This window comes from Paenibacillus sp. FSL H7-0943 (assembly GCF_037963265.1).
Classification (GTDB): Bacteria; Bacillota; Bacilli; order Paenibacillales; family Paenibacillaceae; genus Paenibacillus_AQ; species Paenibacillus_AQ odorifer.
Genome location: NZ_CP150148.1, coordinates 5,776,750 through 5,798,869 on the forward strand (window position 1 = coordinate 5,776,750; position 22,120 = coordinate 5,798,869).

Annotated in this window: 20 protein-coding genes and 1 riboswitch; of the genes, 6 read left to right on the top strand and 14 right to left on the bottom strand. The window is 44.7% G+C overall.

Features of this window, described 5'->3' with window-relative positions:
- Positions 1-11: 11 nt before the first annotated feature.
- The 3 genes from sdhB to NSQ55_RS25250 form a co-directional block, all read right to left on the bottom strand.
- Positions 12-776 carry a succinate dehydrogenase iron-sulfur subunit gene (sdhB, locus tag NSQ55_RS25240; protein WP_036679800.1) on the bottom strand — a complete coding sequence of 255 codons (765 nt, stop codon included), beginning with the start codon at positions 774-776 and terminating at the stop codon, positions 12-14.
- Between the two features lie 75 nt (positions 777-851).
- Positions 852-2,594, bottom strand: a complete 1,743-nt coding sequence (sdhA, locus tag NSQ55_RS25245) for a succinate dehydrogenase flavoprotein subunit (protein ID WP_076127961.1) — start codon at positions 2,592-2,594, stop codon at positions 852-854.
- A 45-nt stretch (positions 2,595-2,639) separates the two neighbouring features.
- Complete coding sequence (locus NSQ55_RS25250; RefSeq protein ID WP_036679804.1) at positions 2,640-3,305, bottom strand: succinate dehydrogenase cytochrome b558 subunit; 666 nt, start codon at positions 3,303-3,305, stop codon at positions 2,640-2,642.
- A gap of 402 nt (positions 3,306-3,707) precedes the next feature.
- On the opposite strand from NSQ55_RS25250, the gene NSQ55_RS25255 reads away from it, so the two are divergent.
- The gene (locus NSQ55_RS25255; protein WP_036679806.1) at positions 3,708-4,610 is read left to right on the top strand and encodes a LysR family transcriptional regulator; all 903 of its coding nucleotides are present in this window, start codon (positions 3,708-3,710) and stop codon (positions 4,608-4,610) included.
- A gap of 488 nt (positions 4,611-5,098) precedes the next feature.
- Here NSQ55_RS25255 and NSQ55_RS25260 read toward each other — a convergent pair whose 3' ends face one another.
- Positions 5,099-5,770 carry a TrkA family potassium uptake protein gene (locus tag NSQ55_RS25260; RefSeq protein ID WP_036679808.1) on the bottom strand — a complete coding sequence of 224 codons (672 nt, stop codon included), beginning with the start codon at positions 5,768-5,770 and terminating at the stop codon, positions 5,099-5,101.
- A gap of 13 nt (positions 5,771-5,783) precedes the next feature.
- On the bottom strand, positions 5,784-7,142 hold the full coding sequence (locus NSQ55_RS25265) for a TrkH family potassium uptake protein (protein WP_249267754.1): 1,359 nt from the start codon (positions 7,140-7,142) through the stop codon (positions 5,784-5,786).
- 64 nt (positions 7,143-7,206) lie between these two features.
- Positions 7,207-7,382, bottom strand: a riboswitch (cyclic di-AMP (ydaO/yuaA leader).
- Positions 7,383-7,714: 332 nt separating this feature from the next.
- Here NSQ55_RS25265 and NSQ55_RS25270 point away from each other — a divergent pair.
- Positions 7,715-9,391 carry a CPBP family intramembrane glutamic endopeptidase gene (locus NSQ55_RS25270; RefSeq protein ID WP_339169666.1) on the top strand — a complete coding sequence of 559 codons (1,677 nt, stop codon included), beginning with the start codon at positions 7,715-7,717 and terminating at the stop codon, positions 9,389-9,391.
- 88 nt (positions 9,392-9,479) lie between these two features.
- On the opposite strand, the gene uvrC is transcribed toward NSQ55_RS25270, so the two are convergent.
- A complete protein-coding gene (gene uvrC / locus NSQ55_RS25275; RefSeq protein ID WP_280753733.1) occupies positions 9,480-11,432 on the bottom strand; it encodes an excinuclease ABC subunit UvrC in 1,953 nt (650 codons plus the stop codon).
- A gap of 121 nt (positions 11,433-11,553) precedes the next feature.
- On the bottom strand, positions 11,554-11,871 hold the full coding sequence (trxA, locus tag NSQ55_RS25280; protein ID WP_036679814.1) for a thioredoxin: 318 nt from the start codon (positions 11,869-11,871) through the stop codon (positions 11,554-11,556).
- A gap of 353 nt (positions 11,872-12,224) precedes the next feature.
- Here trxA and NSQ55_RS25285 point away from each other — a divergent pair, with 353 nt between their 5' ends.
- Positions 12,225-12,383, top strand: coding sequence for a YqzM family protein (locus NSQ55_RS25285; protein ID WP_094902239.1), 159 nt, complete (start codon positions 12,225-12,227; stop codon positions 12,381-12,383).
- 475 nt (positions 12,384-12,858) lie between these two features.
- Here the strand turns inward: NSQ55_RS25285 and dnaI are convergent, their stop codons facing one another.
- The 3 genes from dnaI to NSQ55_RS25300 form a co-directional block, all read right to left on the bottom strand.
- The gene (gene dnaI / locus NSQ55_RS25290) at positions 12,859-13,815 is read right to left on the bottom strand and encodes a primosomal protein DnaI (RefSeq protein ID WP_076134190.1); all 957 of its coding nucleotides are present in this window, start codon (positions 13,813-13,815) and stop codon (positions 12,859-12,861) included.
- An 18-nt stretch (positions 13,816-13,833) separates the two neighbouring features.
- The gene (locus tag NSQ55_RS25295; protein WP_339169672.1) at positions 13,834-15,372 is read right to left on the bottom strand and encodes a helicase DnaB; all 1,539 of its coding nucleotides are present in this window, start codon (positions 15,370-15,372) and stop codon (positions 13,834-13,836) included.
- 240 nt (positions 15,373-15,612) lie between these two features.
- Positions 15,613-15,909: a YuiB family protein gene (locus NSQ55_RS25300; RefSeq protein ID WP_036685224.1), complete on the bottom strand. Its 297-nt coding sequence runs from the start codon at positions 15,907-15,909 to the stop codon at positions 15,613-15,615.
- Between the two features lie 372 nt (positions 15,910-16,281).
- On the opposite strand from NSQ55_RS25300, the gene hemQ reads away from it, so the two are divergent.
- Positions 16,282-17,040 carry a hydrogen peroxide-dependent heme synthase gene (hemQ, locus tag NSQ55_RS25305; protein WP_036685226.1) on the top strand — a complete coding sequence of 253 codons (759 nt, stop codon included), beginning with the start codon at positions 16,282-16,284 and terminating at the stop codon, positions 17,038-17,040.
- A gap of 67 nt (positions 17,041-17,107) precedes the next feature.
- Here hemQ and NSQ55_RS25310 read toward each other — a convergent pair whose 3' ends face one another.
- Positions 17,108-17,386 (bottom strand): hypothetical protein, encoded by a 279-nt coding sequence (locus NSQ55_RS25310; RefSeq protein WP_036685228.1) that lies wholly within the window; start codon positions 17,384-17,386, stop codon positions 17,108-17,110.
- 1 nt (position 17,387) lies between these two features.
- A complete protein-coding gene (locus tag NSQ55_RS25315; protein WP_036685230.1) occupies positions 17,388-18,581 on the bottom strand; it encodes an NAD(P)/FAD-dependent oxidoreductase in 1,194 nt (397 codons plus the stop codon).
- Positions 18,582-18,914: 333 nt separating this feature from the next.
- On the opposite strand from NSQ55_RS25315, the gene NSQ55_RS25320 reads away from it, so the two are divergent.
- On the top strand, positions 18,915-19,889 hold the full coding sequence (locus tag NSQ55_RS25320) for an NAD(P)/FAD-dependent oxidoreductase (RefSeq protein WP_076128050.1): 975 nt from the start codon (positions 18,915-18,917) through the stop codon (positions 19,887-19,889).
- A 133-nt stretch (positions 19,890-20,022) separates the two neighbouring features.
- Here the strand turns inward: NSQ55_RS25320 and sda are convergent, their stop codons facing one another.
- Both sda and NSQ55_RS25330 read right to left on the bottom strand, forming a co-directional pair.
- Complete coding sequence (gene sda / locus NSQ55_RS25325; RefSeq protein WP_036685584.1) at positions 20,023-20,166, bottom strand: sporulation histidine kinase inhibitor Sda; 144 nt, start codon at positions 20,164-20,166, stop codon at positions 20,023-20,025.
- 315 nt (positions 20,167-20,481) lie between these two features.
- The gene (locus NSQ55_RS25330) at positions 20,482-21,144 is read right to left on the bottom strand and encodes a YheC/YheD family protein (protein ID WP_076127972.1); all 663 of its coding nucleotides are present in this window, start codon (positions 21,142-21,144) and stop codon (positions 20,482-20,484) included.
- Positions 21,145-21,477: 333 nt separating this feature from the next.
- On the opposite strand from NSQ55_RS25330, the gene NSQ55_RS25335 reads away from it, so the two are divergent.
- Positions 21,478-21,687: a hypothetical protein gene (locus NSQ55_RS25335; RefSeq protein ID WP_036685233.1), complete on the top strand. Its 210-nt coding sequence runs from the start codon at positions 21,478-21,480 to the stop codon at positions 21,685-21,687.
- Positions 21,688-22,120: the final 433 nt, after the last annotated feature.

Here is a 22,120-nt window from a genome sequence, read left to right on the forward strand (position 1 = left end):
GGTACTATTAATTACACACCTAACCAACGTTTGAACATATGCTTCGTTGTTTGCTTGTTAATTTCTGCAATGGATGTCGTAAGAGGTATTCCCTTTGGACAAGCGCGTACACAGTTCTGTGAGTTACCACAGCCATCGATCCCGCCATCCTCCATCAGAGCATCCAATCTTTCGTCAGCGTTCATTTCACCTGTAGGATGAGCATTGAACAGACGTACTTGAGAAATGGCTGCCGGTCCGATGAAATCCGTCTTTTCGTTGACATTCGGGCAAGCCTCCAAACATACGCCACAGGTCATACATTTGGATAATTCATAGGCCCACTGCCGTTTTTTCTCCGGCATCCGCGGTCCCGGTCCAAGATCGTACGTACCGTCAATCGGAATCCATGCTTTCACCCTTTTTAGTGCATTGAACATCCGGGTACGGTCAATGACTAAGTCACGCACCACCGGAAATGTCTTCATAGGCTCAATTCGTACAGGCTGCTCCAGATTGTCTATAAGTGCAGCGCAGGCTTGGCGGGGTTTGCCATTAATCACCATGGAGCAAGCTCCGCACACTTCTTCTAAACAGTTGGAATCCCAGCATACGGGAACTGTGCTGTCACCTTTGGCATTCACAGGGTTACGCTGAATTTCCATCAAAGCACTGATCACATTCATACCTGGACGATAAGGAAGTTCAAATTCCTCGACATACGATGAACTTTGTGGATCGTCCTGGCGGGTGATGATAAACTTTACGTTTTTGGGAGCTGCAGCTGTTTCCGCCATAATGGTTCCCTCCTAAAATTGCCTGATTTTATTTCATGAAGCTTGCCTCGCAAGCTATTCTGTTTCTGGAAAGCGTTAATCCTTCGAATAATCGCGTACCCGTGGAGGAATCAGCGAGACATCCACTTCGTCGTAGGAGATTTGTGGACCCTCTGCAGTCCAGGCTGCTTTTGTGGTCTTCAAGAACTCCTCATCATTACGATTCGGGAATTCCGGTTTGTAATGTGCACCACGGCTCTCATTCCGCATAAGCGCTCCAAGTGTCATCGCTTCGGACAGCTCCAGCATATTCCAGAGCTGGCGAGTGAAGGCCACACCTTGGTTATTCCAGCGCGATGCATCATTCATATTGATCTTGCGATAACGCTCCTTAAGCTCTTTGATTTTACCAATGGTCGCTTCCAGCTTCGGATTGTGCCGCACCACGGTCATATTAGCGGTCATCCATTCGCCCAGTTCCTTGTGGATCACATAAGCATTCTCTGTCCCTGACATTGCCAATAGAGACTCATATTTGTCCGTTTGCTTTTTGTGGAAGCTATCGAATACGGAAGAAGAGATATCCTGCGATGATTTCTTCAGGCCTTTAATGTATTCAACAGCCTTTGGTCCTGCGACCATACCGCCGTAAATAGCAGATACCAGAGAGTTGGCGCCTAGACGGTTCGCTCCGTGATATTGATATTCACATTCTCCGGCTGCAAAAAGACCCGGAACGTTCGTCATTTGATTGTAATCAACCCACATGCCGCCCATAGAATAGTGCACAGCCGGGAAGATCTTCATTGGTATTTTACGGGGATCATCCCCCATGAATTTTTCGTAAATTTCAATAATCCCGCCAAGCTTCACGTCCAGCTCTTTCGGATCCTTGTGAGAGAGGTCCAAATACACCATGTTCTCGCCATTAATGCCCAGCCCTTGATCCACACACACATTAAAAATTTCACGTGTAGCAATATCGCGCGGCACCAAGTTACCGTAGGACGGATATTTTTCTTCGAGGAAATACCACGGTTTCCCGTCTTTATAAGTCCAGATACGGCCGCCCTCGCCACGTGCCGATTCCGACATCAGGCGGAGCTTGTCATCTCCCGGAATAGCCGTTGGGTGAATCTGGATAAATTCTCCGTTGGCATAATGTACGCCCTGTTGGTATACCGCACTTGCGGCTGTCCCTGTATTAATTACGGAGTTCGTTGTTTTGCCAAAAATAATACCCGGCCCGCCGCTTGCCAAAATAACAGCATCCGCAGGAAAAGTCTCAATCTCCATCGTCTTAAGATTCTGGGCACTGATGCCTCGGCATACACCTTCGTCGTCGATGATAGCTGAAAGGAACTCCCAGTTCTCGCGTTTAGTTACGAGACCTTCAGCTTCCCAGCGGCGCACCTGCTCATCCAACGCGTACAGCAGCTGTTGGCCTGTAGTCGCGCCGGCAAAAGCTGTACGGTGCCGCTTCGTTCCGCCGAAACGCCGGAAGTCGAGCAGGCCTTCCGGCGTACGGTTGAACATAACGCCCATCCGGTCCATAAGGTGAATGATACCTGGCGCAGCTTCACACATCGCCTTAACTGGCGGCTGATTCGCCAAAAAGTCACCGCCATAGACGGTGTCATCAAAATGCTCCCAAGGGGAGTCGCCCTCACCTTTGGTATTTACAGCGCCATTGATGCCGCCTTGCGCACATACGGAGTGTGATCTTTTTACAGGAACTAATGAGAATAAATGGACATGCGCACCAGCTTCCGCTGCCTTGATGGTAGCCATCAGGCCGGCCAGGCCGCCGCCCACGATAATGATATCGGATGTTGCCATGATAGTTCACTCCTTTTATCGAAAATATCAGAAAGGATTCTTAAATTAAATGAAGGTCTTTATGGACTGGGCAATGGTTGCTGCAGTTTGAAATTCACTGTCACGGAAAGTAACCAGCGAAATCAGGAACATGAAAGTTACTAATACAAATATGCCAAGACAGAGGTAAGAAGATACCCGCTGTGCACGTGGACCTACGGTAATTCCCCAGCTGATCAAGAAAGACCAGAGACCGTTCGAGAAGTGGAAGCATGCAGCAACGATACCGATAATATACAGTGTCAGCAGAAGTGGCTGAGTCACGATATCATGCATCAGACCGCCTAATTCTTCATGCTCCACATTACCCACCGCCACCTGAACCCGTGTTTGGAACAAGTGCCAGACGATAAAGATGAAGGTAACAATACCTGTAATCCGTTGCAGGGTATAACGCCAGTTTCTTTCAATGTTGAAACGGTTCAAGTTCGGCTTGGATTGATACGCAATATAAAGTCCGTATACCCCATGGTACAGCAGAGGAAGCCATATACCGAACAATTCCAGGAAGAAGACGAGCGGCAGGCTGTTCAGCCATAACACGCTGTCAGTGAAACCGGAAGCGCCACCCTCTACAGCCGCAAAATTCGTCATCATGTGCTCAATGAAGAAGGCTCCAAGTGGGATAACGCCTAGCAAGGAATGAATCTTTCTGGAATAAAATCCTTTCATACAAAGTAACCCCTTTCCGATTAAAACAGCGTTTTCATTAATGGGTATTCACCGCCGGAACTACATTTGACACAGGATAACGTTGACAATCCAATGACATAATTCCTTAATTTACCGTTATCCTAGAGTTTACCGGACTTAGTTTTATTTTTCACAAAATGTGAATATCTTGTGTCACTTTTCATGTTACTCTTTTTTCGCTTATAAGGGAATTGCAATCTAATTATTAAACGTTATACAATAAACGCATAAGAATAGATTTTATATGATAATAATTCTCATTTAGCAAAACAACATTTTCCGACATAACCTGATTTTCCTTATGTAATAAGAACAGTTACTCTTACGGCTATGAATTTCATCACTACTGATCGTACATCGCATTAGGAGAGGAACTCAATTATGTTTGACGATTTAGATGTTTTTGCAGCAGTTGTGGAACATTCCAGCTTAAACCGGGCCTCACGCCAGCTCAATCTATCCCAGCCCGCCTTGTCTCGCAAAATTTCTAAACTCGAGGAACGTCTGGGGGTCGCACTATTTAATCGTTATGGCAAACGACTGGAATTAACCGAGGTTGGGCGTCTCACTTATTCCTATGCGCTTGAACAACGGCAGCAGCGTTCCAAGTTTCTGGAAGCCCTTTCCAAATTTAAAGAGGGGGAGCCAAGGCTTGTCACCTTGGGGGCTAGTCTTACCTCCCTGCAGACCACGCTTCCGCCGCTGGTAAACGCTTATATGGACAAATATCCGACCGCAGAGCTGAAGCTGATCACAGGCCGAACGCATGAGATCGTATCCTCAGTTAGTGAGGGAAAATCAGATGTAGGTCTGATCGCTTCCTCTATTCAAGAACCCGGGTTGCGCTGCATTTCTCTATTTGAGGATCAACTGCGACTAGTCGTCTCAGAGCAGCATCCTTTAAATTTATCTTCCAAGCTAACCATGGATAATCTATCCCGGCTGCCTATGATTCTCTTCTCAAAGGGGACCTGGTACCGGCGTCTGACGGACGATCTATTCCAGCGCTGCGGGATTGATCCCGATGTGCGCATGGAGATTGACTCCTTCGAAGCCATCGTACGGCTGCTTCCGACTGTCAAAGCGGCTGCGTTGCTGCCAAAGTCTTATCTGCGTCCAGAACTGCTGAACGGCGGCGGGCTGGTGTCCTTACATATCAAGGAGCTGGAACAGACTCAACGGACCACCTGCCTGATCTACCGTGACGATGGAAGCATGAGCACGGCGGCTCGCAGTCTGGTGCAAGTTACCGAAGAGATGTTTCTGACAGAACGTGAGCAGTAAAGCCGGACCAAATGAATCAAGGGGCGCACCTAGTGATCTCCAAATGAGGCAATAAGTGAAGTACTTATCGAGGAATTAGGGAAAACTCCCCTATTTTCGGCCCATTCAGTAACTAACTAATAAAGGAATTCCTCTGTTTATTAGAGGGGAATTCCCTAATGTCGTTCATTTAGAGCGAATAGCGGCTATTTTTAGGGAGGTCTTCCCTAATTAGTTCACACCCACTCTGTACATCGTACAAACAAAGAACGCATATCGCTTTTCGTCACACATATTTCACCGTCACAGATACCTCAAATCATCTAATTTCAAGCCGTACGATAACCACACCTAGCAAGTCGCGCACCGACCAAACCAACATTATAGAACACTACGCATGGTCCATAGTCATATGGCATATTAAAATCCAATACGTTTCCTACTCTTTACTCCATAAAAAAGAAGCTGCCCCTAAGTAGAATTCACTACTTTTGAGTCAGCTTCTTTTTCTATGATTCTTGGTTCACAACTTCACTCTCAAAACGGTCAATACTTTCATTAGGACCAATGAGTACCATAACATCGCCTTCACTCAAATAATCATGGGCAGTTGGAGCGACGATTATTCCGCTTTCCCTATTTAGGGCAACAATACTGCAGCCATATTTAGCTCTTGTATTTAAATCAGACAAGCTTCTGCCGTTCATGCAGGACGGTACGGTCAGCTCGACAATTTTATAATCCTTGGACAGTTCAATATAATCCAGCAAATTGGGCGTCACCAGCTGATGTGCCACACGAATCCCCATATCCCGCTCCGGAAAAATAACCCGATCAACCCCCAGCCGCGACAGTGCGCGGCCATGAAGGATAGAGATTGCCTTAGCCACCACTTGCTTGACTCCAATCTCCTTCAACAAAATGGCCGCCAGAATGCTTCTCTCCATATTGTCACCAATCGCAACAATCCCACAATCAAAGTTCCGTACACCAAGCGAGCGCATAATTCCCTCATCTGTAGCATCTGCTACTACCGTATGCGTCAGCTGATCGCTCATTTCCTCCACGCGTTCTTCATGGTGGTCAATGCCGAGCACCTCGTAGCCCATTTCCATCAGCTCAAGCGCCAGGCTTGAACCGAAGCGACCTAAGCCGATTACTACAAATTGCTGTGCTTTCATTTCTAATTAACTCCTATCCAATAATTATTTTACCTTCCGGATACTTATACAGTGGTTTACCCTGTTTGGGACCGAGTGCATATGCTAAGGTTAGTGGACCTAGCCGACCTGCAAACATCGTCAGACAGAGTAGAATCTTACCGATCGCTGACAGTTCCGGAGTTAGCCCCATAGTCAGTCCTACCGTAGCAAAGGCGGAGGTCGTCTCAAACAAGATTGCCAAGAAATTACTGTCTTCAGTTGTGGAGAGTATCATCGACACAGAGGCGATTAACAACAAAGCCAGCAGCGTGATCGTTAATGCCTTGTAGATGCGCTCTTGAGCCAGCCGATAACGGAACAACACAACATCTTCCCGTCCACGCAGCATAGCAATTACAGCACCAATCATCATTGTAAAGGTTGTTGTCTTGATCCCGCCGCCCGTTGAGCCCGGAGAAGCACCAATAAACATAAGAATCACTATAAAAAATTGTGTAGCCTGCCGAAGTCCAGCAATATCTACTGTGTTCGCGCCAGCCGTACGGGGAGACACGGATTGAAAGAAGGCCGATAATATTTTACCGCCGAAATTCAGTGAACCCAGGGTACGAGTGTTAGTAAACTCAAATATAAAAATAACCAAAGCTCCGATCAGAATCAGCCCTGTGCTGGTGGACAGGACAACTTTACTATGTAGAGACAGCCTGCGGGTTACCCGAAACTCCACCAGATCTGACATTACAATAAAACCAATCCCGCCGGAGACAATCAGAAACATTACAATAATATTCACAAGCGGATCATATACATAATCAGTTAAACTGCGAAAATCCCCAAAAATATCGAACCCCGCATTATTAAACATAGACACCGCATGAAATATGCCATAATAAATCGCTTTTCCCAACGGCATATCAAAAGCCCAGCGAATAGACAGCAGCACAGCGGCACAGCCTTCTATGACAAGAGAATATATGAGGACTCTCCGGATCAGTCGCACAATTCCTTCCATAGAGCCTTGATTCATGGCTTCCTGTAGGATTAGCCTGTCCCGCAAAGATATTTTACGCTTTAACACCAGTGAAAATAGAGTGGCCATGGTCATAAAACCTAAGCCGCCGATCTGGATCAGGATCATAATTACGGTTTTCCCAAAAATCGTGAACGAAGTTCCGGTATCCAGCACAACAAGCCCTGTAACACAGGTTGCCGACGTTGAAGTAAATAATGCATCAATAAATTCCACGGAATTCCCGCTTGTGCTTGAGATGGGCAGCATAAGCAGCAGGGCCCCTATCAGAATGATCGATGCAAAACCAAGCACCAGTATCTGCGGTGGCGAGAGCTTCAGAAACTTAAATTCAGAAATCCTGCGAAACTGTGAAGCCACTTTGCTCACCTTCTTATCAAAAATTCCAACAAAAAAAGCACTGGAAAACCAATGCTGACTTGGTTCCTGCAGTAAATTAGCCTACGAGGTTAGCTGTCGGATTCGGACTGTGCAGGCTGCCCTATTCGTTCCCAGAACGAAATTCACCCCTGATGAAAGTGCCATTTATCGTGTACACTCCACTTTTCATCACTTCTTATGGTTCCCCCGTTTTCACCAGAAATTCGGCTACTATACAATTGCATACAAATTATATACGTTATTTAGTGAATTCACAAAGACACAATTAATGCTCATTCACATGAAAAAATGCGGTTTAAAGAGACTGCATCAAAAGGAGTGCCTTTTCTCATCACTTTTCCGTGTTTTCCCTGCAATTACACCGATTCTCATCATTCGTGCAGAAATGAACAGAAATGAACACGATAAAATTCATGGTATAAATTCACATGACTATTCTATACTATCTCTATTACCCATAAAAAGAACATATAATGTTTTTTGTAACCAACCAGGCACTAATACTATAATGGAACATAACATTGTCACAGTACATAACAAGGAGGCGTTACATGAATCCCGTCGGCCAGCCCTTACAGCAACGTGCCCTCTCCAAGAGGCTCATCATCTCGGGCATTATCGGTCTTATTCTATTTATTATGTTTCAGATTTCCCCTTCACTGCTTAGTAGTCCTACAGGTGAAGATACCACCGTCATTAGCAAGGCAGAAGCCCGTGATCAAGCCATATTATTCGCAGAACAAAAGCTCAACTACACCGAAGCACCAAACGATCAATGGAATGTACTTTACCAGACGGACTCTTCCTTTTATGGTTATATGTCTCGCGAGAAGCTTGTGGAGGACTACACCAAGAAAAAATTGGATCAAAAATATCCTTTTGATGTCTTTCGTGCAACGCTTACTCCTTCAGCGGAGCAAGAGCCGCAAATCATCGTTGACCTCAATATGTATAACGGTAAGATTGTCGCTTTCTCAAAGGCTGCAAAAGTTACCTCCGAAGAGGGGTCAGGCATCGCTTCCGTTGGTGCAAAAGAGGACAAGGGAGCTGACCTCACTCTAGCGCAGAAGGAGAATCTTGCTCGTCCTTGGCTTCAGGAATGGGAAGTAAATCCTGCCAAGCTACAAATTGAATCGAATACAGGAAGCCATGGGCTAGTGTATACGGATAGTACTGTTCAGGTCGGCGAATCCTTATTGCACTATTATTTTGATTTCAGTGGAGAGCAGGTATCCAGCTTTAATGCCGGATTCACTGCACCAGCTTGGCATACCTCCTACGTACAAGGACAGACCTCTTTAGCGGAAAAGCTAACATTATTCGGTTACGGTATACCCACACTGATTTTAGGAATTCTGGCACTCGTCTACAGTATTCTTAGAAGAGAGCATACTTCCTTTAAACGTGGAGTATTCCTAAGCTCAGCCTATTTTGTAATCATGATGATCAGCACCTATAATATGCTGCCTGAATCAACGGGCGAAGGGCTAGAAGCACAGATTACCTCTGTCATTATGTTTATCATTTATGCTTTGTACAGCCTGCTGATGTCCTCCTTGCTCTACTTCTCTTTAGTGGGCGGTAATGGCCTATGGCGAAAAGAGGAAGGCATGAACCCTTGGCCCCGCGCCAAAGAGCCCGGCTATGGACAATATGTGTTGGACAGTATCCGGGCTGGATACATCTGGGCTTTCGTTCTGCTAGGGGTGCAGACGGTTATGTTCATCATATTATCGTTTACCTTGCACAATTGGTCTACTACAGACGCCACCCAATCTCCTTATAACATGAGATATGCTTGGCTTCTGCCTATCGTCGCATGGCTCGCTGGTTTATCTGAGGAAGCCATTTATCGCTTTTTCGGAATTCCTATGCTGAAAAAGGTGTTCCGGAACACTTTTATCGCTTGCTTGATCACCACGCTGGTTTGGGCGTTTGGCCATACGTTATATCCGATCTATCCCATCAGCTCCCGTCCCATTGAGCTGACTGTAATCGGGCTACTGTTCAGCTATATTTTCCTTCGTTACGGGTTTATTGCTGTCATGTTCAGCCACGTCGTGTTTGACAGCATCCTGATGGGCGCTACGCTGATCTTTATGAAGGAGAGCGTAAATGTAGGCGCGGGTATCTTCGCGATTATTATGCCGTTCATAGTCGCTTACATCGTCTATCGATTTAATCCACCACAGAAACCTAAGCCGGTGGAGCCTTCTTCTTTGATTTAAACTAATGTGAAGACGTAATGAAATTAAAAAAGGGCATCAAAGCCGCTTTAGTCGCTGCTTTGATACCCTTTTTCTTTTGTCACCATTGCTATGAGGTTGGCTCTTCATCCTTGAGCGCATCAAGAATTTGTTTTGCCAGCTTTTCTCCAATAGAAAGTGTACGGAAATCATCCACGGAGGCTTCTTTAATTTTCTTAAGCGATCCGAAATGCTTTAGCAGCGCTTTACGGCGCTTCTCACCTATACCAGGTATAGAGTCCAGCTTGGAGGTAACCATGGACTTCCCGCGCTGTTCACGATGGAAGGTGATCGCGAACCTATGGACCTCATCCTGAATCCGCTGCAAAAGGTAAAATTCCTGACTGTCCCGGGCTAGCGCGACAGGCTCTGGCGGATCTCCAACCAAAAGCTGAGCCGTCTTATGCTTATCATCCTTAACAAGGCCGCAGACCGGAATGAATAATCCCAGCTCATTCTCCAGAATATCAATAGCAGAGGAGATTTGCCCTTTCCCTCCATCGACCACGATAAGATCCGGTATCGGAAGATTCTCCTTCAATACCCGTTCATATCGCCGCCGAATGACCTCGCGCATCGTTCCATAATCATCTGCACCCACTACCGTACGAACCTTATATTTACGGTACTCTTTTCGTGCAGGCTTACCATCAATGAAGACAACCATCGCTGAGACCGGATTAGTCCCCTGAATGTTCGAGTTATCGAACGCCTCAATACGGCTCAAGCGTTCAAGCCCCAAGCTCTCGCCTAAGCTGATCGCTGCTCCAGAGGTACGCTCTTCATCCCGTTCAATCAGCCGGAATTTCTCGTCGATAGCCACTCTTGCATTTTGGCAAGCCATGCCAACCATCTGCTTCTTAAGACCGCGTTGTGGCACAAGCACCTTAATGCCCAGCCACTCCTGCAGAATGGAGGCGCCGCCAGCGGCATCCACGATCCCTGCTGCCGCAGCTTCCTCCGCTGCCGCTGCACGTGCCTCAGCCTCTTCAGCCGATTCAGGAGTATCTTCACCCTGTTGTAAATCCGCTTCTGCTGGAGCAGCTATGGCGATCTCGGGTTTAGTCTCTTTATTAGCCAGAGACTCCTCATCGAGCACATCCGGCAGCAGAATCTCCTGCGGCAAAGCGGGATTATCACTGTAATACTGCGTCACATAAGACATAAAGTCACTGTAGGCTTCACCATAGAACGGGAACACGGAGGAATGGCGCTGGATCATCTTCCCTTGTCTCATGTACAGAATCTGTACACACATCCATCCCTTGTCTACAGCATAACCAAATACGTCCCGGTCCTTAGTATCTGTAGTGTTGATCTTCTGCTTCTCCATCAATGCATCGATATGGATAATCTGATCCCGCAGTTCCTTCGCCCGCTCAAAATATAATTCCTCAGCAGCTTCCTGCATTTTTTGCTGTAAATCCTTTTTAACCGCCTCATGACCTCCGCCTAGAAAAGCAGCGATGTCCTGCGTAATCTGCTCATACTCGGATTTCTGAACCTCCTTCTCACACGGTGCCAAACACTGGCCCATGTGATAGTAAAGACAGACCTCCTTTGGCATCACGCCGCATTTACGAAGCGGGTACATACGATCTAGGAGCTTTTTTGTCTGCTGAGCAGCATAAGCATTAGGATAAGGGCCAAAATATTTTGCTTTATCTTTAATCACCCGGCGTGTAACCTCAAGGCGCGGGTGAGTTTCATTCGTTATTTTTATATAAGGAAACGTCTTGTCGTCTTTCAAAAGCACATTATAACGCGGCATATGTTTCTTAATCAGATTACACTCTAGAATGAGCGCTTCCATGTTACTGGACGTAACGATGTATTCGAAATCAGCAATATTAGCGACAAGCCGCTGCGTTTTACCATTATGACTGCCTGTAAAATAAGAGCGTACCCGATTCTTAAGTACCTTCGCTTTGCCCACATAAATAATAGTGCCTTCCTGATTCTTCATCAGATAGCAGCCAGGCAGATCGGGTAGTAGTGCCAGTTTATTGCGGATATTGTCCAAAATGATCCCCTCCAGCTAAATTGGACCCATGATTAGTTGGCATTCAGCACACAAAACGCCTCCGGAATGAACCGAAGGCGCTGAGTGGCAGGGCCGAGACCCGAACAGTAGCATCTATCAATTATTGATGTTTTGCTACGATATTTTTCAGGGATTCTTTGGAGTTCAGTCCCACAACTTTATCTACCGGTTGACCATCTTTGAAGAAGATCAGAGTTGGGATACTCATAACACCAAAACGGGAAGCCGTTTCCGGATTCTCATCCACATTCAATTTTGCAATTTTCACGTCGTCTCCCAGCTCTGTGGACAATTCATCCAAGATTGGAGCGAGCATTTTACAAGGACCACACCAAGGAGCCCAGAAGTCTACTACTACAGTACCTTGACCTTCCACTTCGTTACTGAAGGATTGGTCAGACACGTTCACGATAGCCATGATATTGTTCCTCCTTTAAGTTTTGCGAAGCATTACGCACATCTTAAGCCAAAGCTTAGTTCATGGAAGCTGCTCCGAAATATGAGTTAATAAATTGTTTCATGTAATATGATAACCAAATTACCACTTACCGACACATTACAAGTATAACATATCTTTATGGGATATGTGAAATATCACTCGCAATTATATTGCCTTCAATGTATTTTTTTTGCGTACTCTTTTCTTTACAACCTCCCCAGCATTTCGGTATACTTAAAGAAAGCGCATTAATTGTCAATGACTTATTTCATAAACAAATGTCAATTTGCATCTAATAATACAGGGCTTGTCCCTGTAAGGAGGCAGAAACTATGGATGTTAACGCGCAAGTACGGGACCCACGAGAACATATCAACGAAGAACCCCGCAATGATCTTGGGGATTTAATGACCGGATTTTTCGGAATGACCACGTTTATGACGGTTGTCTTTTTCGGAATGGTCATCCTTAAATTCATTCTCTCGGAGTAAAGGAATCATCGCACAATAAAAAGAAGCTGTCTCAAAAGTAGTGAATGCTACTTATGGGGCGGCTTCTTTTTTTTAGAATAATGAGGGAAAATCTCCCTGATTATAGCCGATATTTGCTATAAATGAACGGAATCAGGGAATTCCTCCCTAATAATCGGGAGAATATCTGTTTTCGCTGACGAATCAGTTCATTTTTAGGGAGATATTCCCTAATTAGTAGTCTAATGAGCAGAAACCTCTGAATTTTAGGGAGATATTCCCTAATTATCGATCAGATTCAGTATGCCCGCCAGATGCTGCAACCCGAAAGTGTGTTTGAACAAGTGAAAAACAATCAGGACTTAAGACGATCCTGCTTCGTAGCAGGGAAAAAGCGGCGTTTGAGTTCGAATAACTAAAAAAACGAAGAGCAGCGATCCTCCAATAAAAGAGGAATCACTGCTCTTTTGAATTTTACATTATGAATATTCCAGGCTTATCTATTGGCCCCTCTTTGATTTTCCCCATGCAGTGGAAGAACATCCACAAAAGGAGCAATGCGATCCATTAGTCGTTGGCCTTTATAGACCTCTTCACCATCTTTGCTCGTAAAGCTAAGATGTTTCTCCAAGCCATCCAACGGATAATTCGAGGTGTAGAAGGTTGGTTTGCGGTTCATCCGATAATTCAAGATCGCCCCAAGTACATGATCACGAGCCCAAGGATTCAAATTTTCCGCACCAATGTCATCAAAAATAAGTAAATCGCAGTTTTTCATCGTATCAACAGTTTCCTTCATCTTCTGGCCATCCATCATGATCGATTTCAAGTCCTCTATAAAGTCTGGCATGTATACGATCACTCCGGTATATCCAGCAACAGCAAGCTCATGCAGTAAATAACACATCAAAAAAGTTTTGCCTGTTCCGAAAGAGCCATGTAAATAAATGCCGCGTGAAGTCAGGCCTTCCTCTTTAACATTCGTGATATAATCAAATATTTTATTCACAGCCGAGACCCGGCGCGGGTCTTTGCCCATAATATCTATCTCATCATAACCGCCGTTAAGTACACGCTCGTCCACATAAAAGCTACGAATACGTTTGCGGATGTTATCCTGATTATCTTGTGCCACTTTAAGCCGGCATGCCGTCTTGCGTTCATATAGATCCACTGAACCATTCACAGTTTCTACCGTTAGTTTACTATAATGGCCAGGAAAATCATTTGGACACTTCTCTAGTCCTGGGCAGTTCGCACAGTTTCGGCTTTCCTCTACATATTGATACAGGCGACTCATATGAAGCCGCAGTCGTGATTCGTCCAGTTCAGGATGTTCGGACTGTAATGCCTTCACAAGTGGATGATTGAATAACCCCTGTTCAAGATCGCGTTGACGCTGCCGTAGAGTTGGATTGTTGATCGAACGAAGTACATCGCCCATAGACTCCATTGTTCCACCTCTCTTTCATTAAGGCGTTTGCGATACGCCTTTTTTCTTACTGGCCTTAATTTCTGCCGCTTTCTTCATCATCGCCGCGAATTCCTCTTCCGATACTGTTCCAGCACTTCCATCATCCAGCACAATCGGAATTTCCGGTTTATTGGAGCGGCCTGTATTTTTGGCATAAGAACGTGATCGTGTTCCTCCAGCAGCATTAGCCGTTGTCCCCTTGCCCTTCACTTTGGACTGATCTCTAATATATCTTACAGCCTTCTCGTAGGTGTTCACTTGTTTAACCAGCATATTGGAGGCGATAGCCTCTACAAAATTGCGGTTCATCCGCTGTTCTCCACCCGAGGCTACCATAGTCATTAAATAATGAATGAGTACATTAATTACTTCACCGCTCAGCTTATAGTTCAGATCTATTTTCTCGAACATATCCATCAGATGGCTGGGTACTGCACCCGGGAAAAAGGTTTGTAGCAGTCTTGTATAAGGTTCGTTTCGCAGCATCATATTATATTGGTGAATGTCACACTTGGACAAAAATTGTGGCGGTACTTCTACATAAAACTCCATCTCTACTGATTGCTCTGGTGGTGCTATAGAATCATCATTCTCTTCGGTCGCACTGGACCGGATAGAAACAACTTTCGCAGCTGCAATTTCACGTTTTTCCTGTCGTTTCATATCTTGCCTGAAATGTTGGCTCGCTTTATATTGCAACGCATCCAGCATGACCTCGCCCTCCGGTGAGAACACTCCATCCTCATCCAGCAAACGACATAAATCCTGCGGACTCAATTCGTATTTATGAGCAACATAGTTAATTACACCCATTTGAGTATGGTCAAAGCGCAGTTTTTCTACATGAGCCCGATTCACAGACTCCCGTGGAAAACGCAAAATAATGTCACTATATCCGATTGCCTGCTCTCCGGATTCAAGCGTGCCGGGCTGTCGAACAGAGGCTACCTCTGCCAAAGCTTGCTCCAGCTCATAATCAATGACATGTGTATTAAGTTGAAAAATATCATAAAAAGGCACGGAAATATTCTCTTTGCCTATAGATCTGCGACTCCACTCTTCCGGCTCGCGATTCCAGAACTGTTCCCGTAAGGACAGCACAGCAAATTTGCCAATCTTATCACGTAACAGCAAGGTTAAATGCTGAGTGGCAAAAAAGTCGGCTGGCGATAGCGGCGGCATTAGCTCATATTCATATAAATAATCATCTGTTTCCGGCACATAGATTCGACAGGTCTGCAACAGACCCACTGCTTCTAACCGGGAAGCCTGATCAATTAAATATTTGCGGCCTTTCTCATTGGGTTCAACACCCAAAGTCATAAATAGCCTGCGCTGTTGCTCCACTCCAGAATAGCCAATGCTATCTGCTGGCACATGTTCAACCAGCAAGCGATAGAAACTGATTGCAAAGGCTCCTACCATAGGTTGATATACAGAGCTAAGCATACGTCCATCTATAACACTAAGACCAAATTCGCGGGAAACGCAGTACCGATGATGTTCGGTGAAATGATGTAAGTTACTCATCCGCATCTACGGATACCCCCTTGTTTACACGAATTCATACAGGATTCTATTCTATCACAAATTAACATAGCGAAAATGTAAATAAAATCCCAATTTCGACTCTTTTCGCAATATAATCAACTTCTTCTTACGAATATCTACCTCTATTAAACAAGAAGAAACGGCTTCGCCGTCCTCTAAAGAGGAAGGTATCCCGTTTCTCGCAGAAATATAAGACTGATTCATAACATAGGCTCTTTCAAATCTTTAAAACATCTTGTAACCGCCAAAGCGCAGCTTTTGAATGGTCCATCCACTAAGTATAGCACCTGCAAGACCAGCGACACCTGTAAGATAATCAACAAAGTGGAAACTGGAGAGATGCTCCCAGAGCGACATCGCGTTTCTATCCCAAATAGAATAGATTACGACGGGTAGAATAATAAGTACGAATAGATAAGCGGGAAACCAGGTTGTCTTCATTAACATGTTAAGAATAAAGCCGATACCAAACATCATCACAAAGAATAAAACGGCTAGGATAAACACTGGAATAAATCCCATCTTACCGTCTCCACCCCTTTCTATAAAGAAGCGCACATCTTTTACAAGCTAGTAGTAAGTTTACTAGAAAAAATGTCACGAAGCAATGAACTTTATTCAAATTCACGCACTAATTCGCACACTTAGAGGATGCCTCCGTTTGCTCTTGGCGGCTTGATTGCGATACAATGCAAGTAGATTAATCAGATCATACATAGCCTATGAAGCAGATGCTTCGTAAGACTAAGTTTATGCTTCAATTGCGAGTTTTACGCGATGTTATTTCAGCGAGGCTTATGCTTCGTAAAACTAAGCGTATGCTTTCGAAGCAAGTTTTACGCGATGTTATTTCAACGAGGCTTATGCTTCGTAAAACTTTTAAGGAGTGAGATCATGATCGAAGCCGCTTTGACACTGGAAGGCTGGTATGCACTGCATGACTTCCGCTCTCTGAACTGGACCGCTTGGACGGCAGCAGATGATGAAGAACGTGCCGTTGCCCTGGAAGAACTACATGCTTTTATGCAGGAATGGAGCCCTGTTGAGGAAGCTAAAGAAGGCAGCACCGCAGTATACTCCATAGTGGGCCAAAAGGCCGATTTTGTAATGATGTTTTTGCGCGAAAGCCTAGAAGCTTTGAACCAACTTGAGACCGCCTTTAACAAAATCGCTTTTGCTCAATATACAACCAAAGCTTATTCATATGTAAGTATTGTTGAATTAAGCAACTACGCTGCTGGTGGCAGTGGCAGCGACGGTAGCGACCCTATGCAGAATCCGCATGTTGCCGCACGTCTAAAGCCTATTTTACCGCAAGCGAAACACATCTGTTTCTACCCTATGAACAAAAAACGCGAGCTTGCCGATAACTGGTACATGCTTGATATGGACAAACGCCGGGAGCTCATGGCTTCACACGGGTTAATTGGACGTTCATATGCAGGTAAAGTGAAGCAAATTATCACCGGCTCCGTCGGTTTTGATGACTGGGAATGGGGCGTGACTCTGTTCGCTGAAGATGCACTGCAATTCAAAAAGCTGGTATACGAAATGCGTTTTGACGAAGTAAGTGCTCGCTACGGCGAATTCGGACCTTTTTATGTCGGCAATCTGCTGACTGAAGAATCTTTTGAAGAAATGCTCAAGCTGTAACAACAAAAAAAGGGTGTGTTTCCAGTTCGCATGGAGACACACCCTTTTTAACTGCCATATTATTAGATTAAGACACCGAAGTTCCTGAATCCTCGTCTTCGTTATCCTCATCATCTTCACGTAAACTTTCCAGATATTCAGCCGTGGCCCGATCCCGAGCGCGCCCTTTATCCTTCAGGCGTTCGATACCAGGGAGAATGAGCAGATCAATTTCCTTCTGAACGATATAAGCCAGATCATATTGGTTCTGATCCTCCAGATAAGATCCAACCTCTATCAGTCCGTTATAACGGTCCAATTCTTCCCGAGTCAGCAGTCCGCGTACCTGTACGCTGCAATGGCGCATCTTATAAGAATCTTCCTTTTTTCAGAACCAGCGGAATTCCGCCGATAATGAACAAGTAGCGCATATCTACAACTTTTTTCAACTGAGCTGCAGTCCAGCCCTTGTAAGTTTTGCTGCCTACTACAGCGATTCCTTGGCCTTTGCCTAGGGAAGCTACGGTTCCTTTATTGCTGAATGCGAATTTCTTCGGCTGTTGATTGCGGATTGCCGCCACCAAATTATGCGCACAGCATTCACCCTGCTGCATAGCAATTTGAGCGGTTGGCGGGTAAGGGCGTCCTTCCGGATTAATCATAAGGGAGCCATCACCAATAATGAAGATATTCTCTTGGCCCGGTGCACGTAGATATTCATCTACCTTCACGCGCCCACGCATAGCTTCAAATCCGGCAGCCTCAATAAGACGATTGCCACGGATTCCGCCTGTCCAAATAATTGTGGAGGCTTTGATTTCTTCGCCTGATGCCAGAATTACCCCGTTTGGCAGACACTCCTTGATCGCAACACCCATCTTGAAGGTAACTCCCTTTTTGGTGAGCAAGTCCATCGCATACTCAACAAGCTCAGGAGCAAAACCAGGCAGTGCTGTCGGAGCAGCCTCTACGTTATATATATTAACCATACTTGGATCAACGTCATATTCTTTACACAGTCCAGGGATACGGTCAGCTAATTCAGCTACAAATTCGATACCGCTAAAGCCGGCACCACCGACAACAAAATTAATATGCTCCTGAGCATTGTTCTCGTTCTTGTACTTAGCGAATTGATATTCAATATGCTCGCGAATTAAACGAACGGAATTGATGCTCCGGATTGTCAGTGCGTATTTATCAAGTCCAGGAATACCAAATGTTTCAGGCTCTCCACCTAAAGCAATGACAAGATAATCGTACGATAGGGTACCATCCTCCAAAATAATCTTTTTCTGCTGAGTACGAATTTCCTGAACAGATGACTTCACGAGGTCGATCTTGAATTCATCGATTAGTTTCGAAATGGACACCCGAGTGTGTTCAATACTGTCCGTACCCGCCGCAGGCATATGTAGATGGGTAGTAAAATAGTGGTACTCGTGACGGTTTACAAGCGTGACATCCGCTTCATTATAATTCAAAGCCTTCTGCAAGCGCTGTGCGGTCAAAATACCCCCATAGCCCGCGCCTAAGATAACGATTTTGGGAATACTACTCATGTTCCGGCTCCTTCCAAGAGGTAAATCTGTCTTTGTATTTTTTATTGAAAAACAATGTACGGTCCTTTTTGTGAATTTATACACTTATATTTAGAAGAAATTCCAATCAAACTTGAAGCATTTCTAAATTGACCATATCCATTGTAAACCTTAGTGTAGCATTAATCAAACATTAAAATACTAAAAAACGTCACACTTTTATTGACTTCTAAAGTCTTTCTTTGCAGGTATGTGTCACAATGATTATAATAAGTAGGTACACAAGTATGGCAAAATGAATATATCAACTCGGAGGTGTAATATCCCGTGACCCAAGAGCAATCCAGCGTTCCTATGAGCGACCTTTTAATCATAGGTGGCGGGCCAGCTGGCATGTTTGCCGCATTTTACGGCGGAATGCGTCAGGCATCAGTAACCCTTATTGAAAGTATGCCCCAATTGGGGGGACAACTTGCTGCCCTTTATCCAGAAAAATACATTTATGATGTGGCAGGTTTTCCAAAAGTAACAGCACAAGAATTGGTCGACAACCTGTCTCGGCAAATGGATATGTTCCAATCCAATATCCGGCTGGAGGAGAAAGTGATTTCTGTTCAAAAACGGGACGAACGTCATTTTGTGGTTACAACCGATGTAGCCGAATACCACAGTAAGGCGATCATCATTACAGCTGGTGTAGGTGCATTTGAACCTCGTCGTTTGGAATTACCCAACGCTGGACGTTTTGAAAAAGCAAACCTCCATTATTTTGTAAATGATCTAAATGCCTTTAAAGATAAAAAAGTTCTGATCAGCGGTGGCGGTGACTCTGCAGTTGACTGGGCGCTCATGCTGGAACCCATCGCTGAACAGGTAACCCTGATTCACCGCCGGGATAAATTCCGTGCGCATGAACATAGCGTTGAGAACCTGATGGCTTCCAAGGTTAACGTAGTTACCCCTACTGAAATTACAGAGCTGCATGGTGATGAGTTCATTACCAAGGTTACATTGTCAAATATCAAGACCAAAGAAACTCAAGAAATTGAAGTGGACAGCGTTATTGTTAACTTCGGATTCATCTCTTCCCTAGGTCCTATTGCCGAATGGGGTATTGATATTGAAGGGAACTCCATTGTTGTTGACTCGCGTATGGAAACAAGCATTCCAGGCATATTTGCTGCCGGCGATATCACAACTTACCCTGGTAAGCTGAAGCTGATTGCTGTAGGATTTGGCGAAGCTCCAACGGCTGTGAATAATGCTAAGGTGTACATTGATCCAGAAGCGAAGCTATCACCGGGTCACAGCAGTAATATGAAACTCTAAATCTATTAACACAATAAAAAAGGGTATTCTTACAGGCCTGTTGATAACAGCCTGTGAGGATACCCTTTTATGTTTGTTTGTGCCTCGCGGTTTTATATATGTAGCCTGCTACAAAGTTATCCTTTGCGCTTTTTTAATGAAGAACCGCATGTACTGGAGAGTGTAAGTTTCGTTTGCGAATTTCAACGAGTAGAAGAGCGATGAAATCATGCTCTAGTTGCAGCTCTATTGCTCTATGGTAAGAGTCAAGCAGCATCTCATCCGACAATTCAACCATAAACTTCATCTACCTTTCCTTTATTTGGATCTGAATCTATCATATCAAACTATCATTTTTCGAACAAGCGTTCGCGTTATCCACAAGTACATGTGGAAATCCTGTGTATAAAATGTGTGTAAGCGTTATAAAGGTACTAGCTACACAGTGGACTATGGGGATAATAGTTATACACAGGATTGAACCACTTGTATAAAGCAAAAAATATATTTTTATTGTAAATAAATTACAATGTTATTTACCCCAAAAGAACGCAACTAAACGCAATTTTATCTTACTACTCTATTATCGTCAATTCTTAAAATAATTGTTAATTTATTGAGGTCTTGTATTAACCTCCAAAATCCATATTTTCCCCGAATAATCTACAGCATAATCAAAGCCCAGCTCACCTATTCCCGGAAAATGCCGTTCCATAATTCCGATACATACATGGGTTAGTCTCCGCATTTCTGCTTTCTTCGCTGAAGCTTTAATCCGCGGCAACGATCTACGAAGTCCTTCACGACATGATAGCATCGTTCCCCCTTTACAAAGATTGGTTACGAACAGACCTGGCCGAGCCAATCTCCCTACCATGGAGCGAAATTCCCAAACCTCACCATTCTTAACTACTTTGACCCGATAATCAATAGGCCGTCCACCGATTCTCGCAAGGGAAATCCCTTGTTGAATCAAATATCTGCGTCTTGCCTTCACAGTATTAAGCGCACGTCTCATGGATCCAAAATCCTTGTAAATTCGAGTTCTGTCCATATAGGTGAATCCATAACCGCGACTATCCCGAAAAACTTTGATTACACCGTAACCTCCGCCACCCACAATAGGTTTAATGACAACATTTCCATATCTACGAAGCATTGCCAGGAGCGTTTCTGCCCTGTACCCCCTCGTCATTGGGATATAGGGTGCAACCCGAGCGTCGGTCAGCAACGCCTCTGTCTTCAGCCACTTACTGGCCAATTGTCTTCCTGCCATCGTCCTTTCCCTCCCTTCACAATCCAGCCTACCCTATACATTACTCAGAGAAGGTCTCGCCCTCTTGTATGATTGTCCGTGTAAGATGCCGCTCTTAGCAAAAAGGGCTTAGTGTTTAGCACAGCATCAGTCGACAGCGACAGGGTACAACCGCGGATTTTGTAGATTCAGTTCTCAAGAAATTCGACATCAATATCTTAATGGATGAGTTCACTATAACTAGAATAATCTTCAAAATCGTTGTATTATTAATAGCGGTTACATTTTCAATTTCTACTATTATAGTGAGTACTAACAGAATCACTAAAAAGCACAGCGCGGGGAGGGCTCAGAATGGCACAGTTTTTTGAGGTTTTATATTGGGTGGCTATGCTTGGGATGTCCATTGTATTGGCTGGAACGACTATACTGATCTGCGCCATTGGCTTTAAATTTATTAAAGACAAACGCAGAGCACTGGGTACGGGCTGTATCGCCTTCTCCCTTGGAGCTGCAGCGCTCATCGTATTTATGATTAATTACAAGTTTATTATTCCAGCCTAATGTACGCAGGGGACTGCCTATAAACAGCTTACTTCTATGCACAGACGGTCCGACCCTCGCAAAAAAAACACAGAGCAGCGATTCTCCAGTTATGTGGAGAATCGCTGCTCTGTGTTTTTAAACAATAGCTATCTGCTTCAACAGTGTCGTTAACCCATGAGCATTTCGGACCCAGATGACGTTATTTGCAGATTTTCAACCTTTGAGGCGTGGTTTCGGACTCCAGTGACACTATCGCTTAGAAAGAGCTTCATATTTACTGATTTTCATAGCAATAGCGGCAATGCAGTCCGTTGGCACCACAAATATGGGAAAATGCGGCGTTTAGGGTCCTCTGTGTCCGATACCTGGCTTGCGATACATGATTAGCGATATATCGTTTGCTTCCTATGTAAAAGAATAAAGAACTACCCCAGCGCCCATTAAATGACTT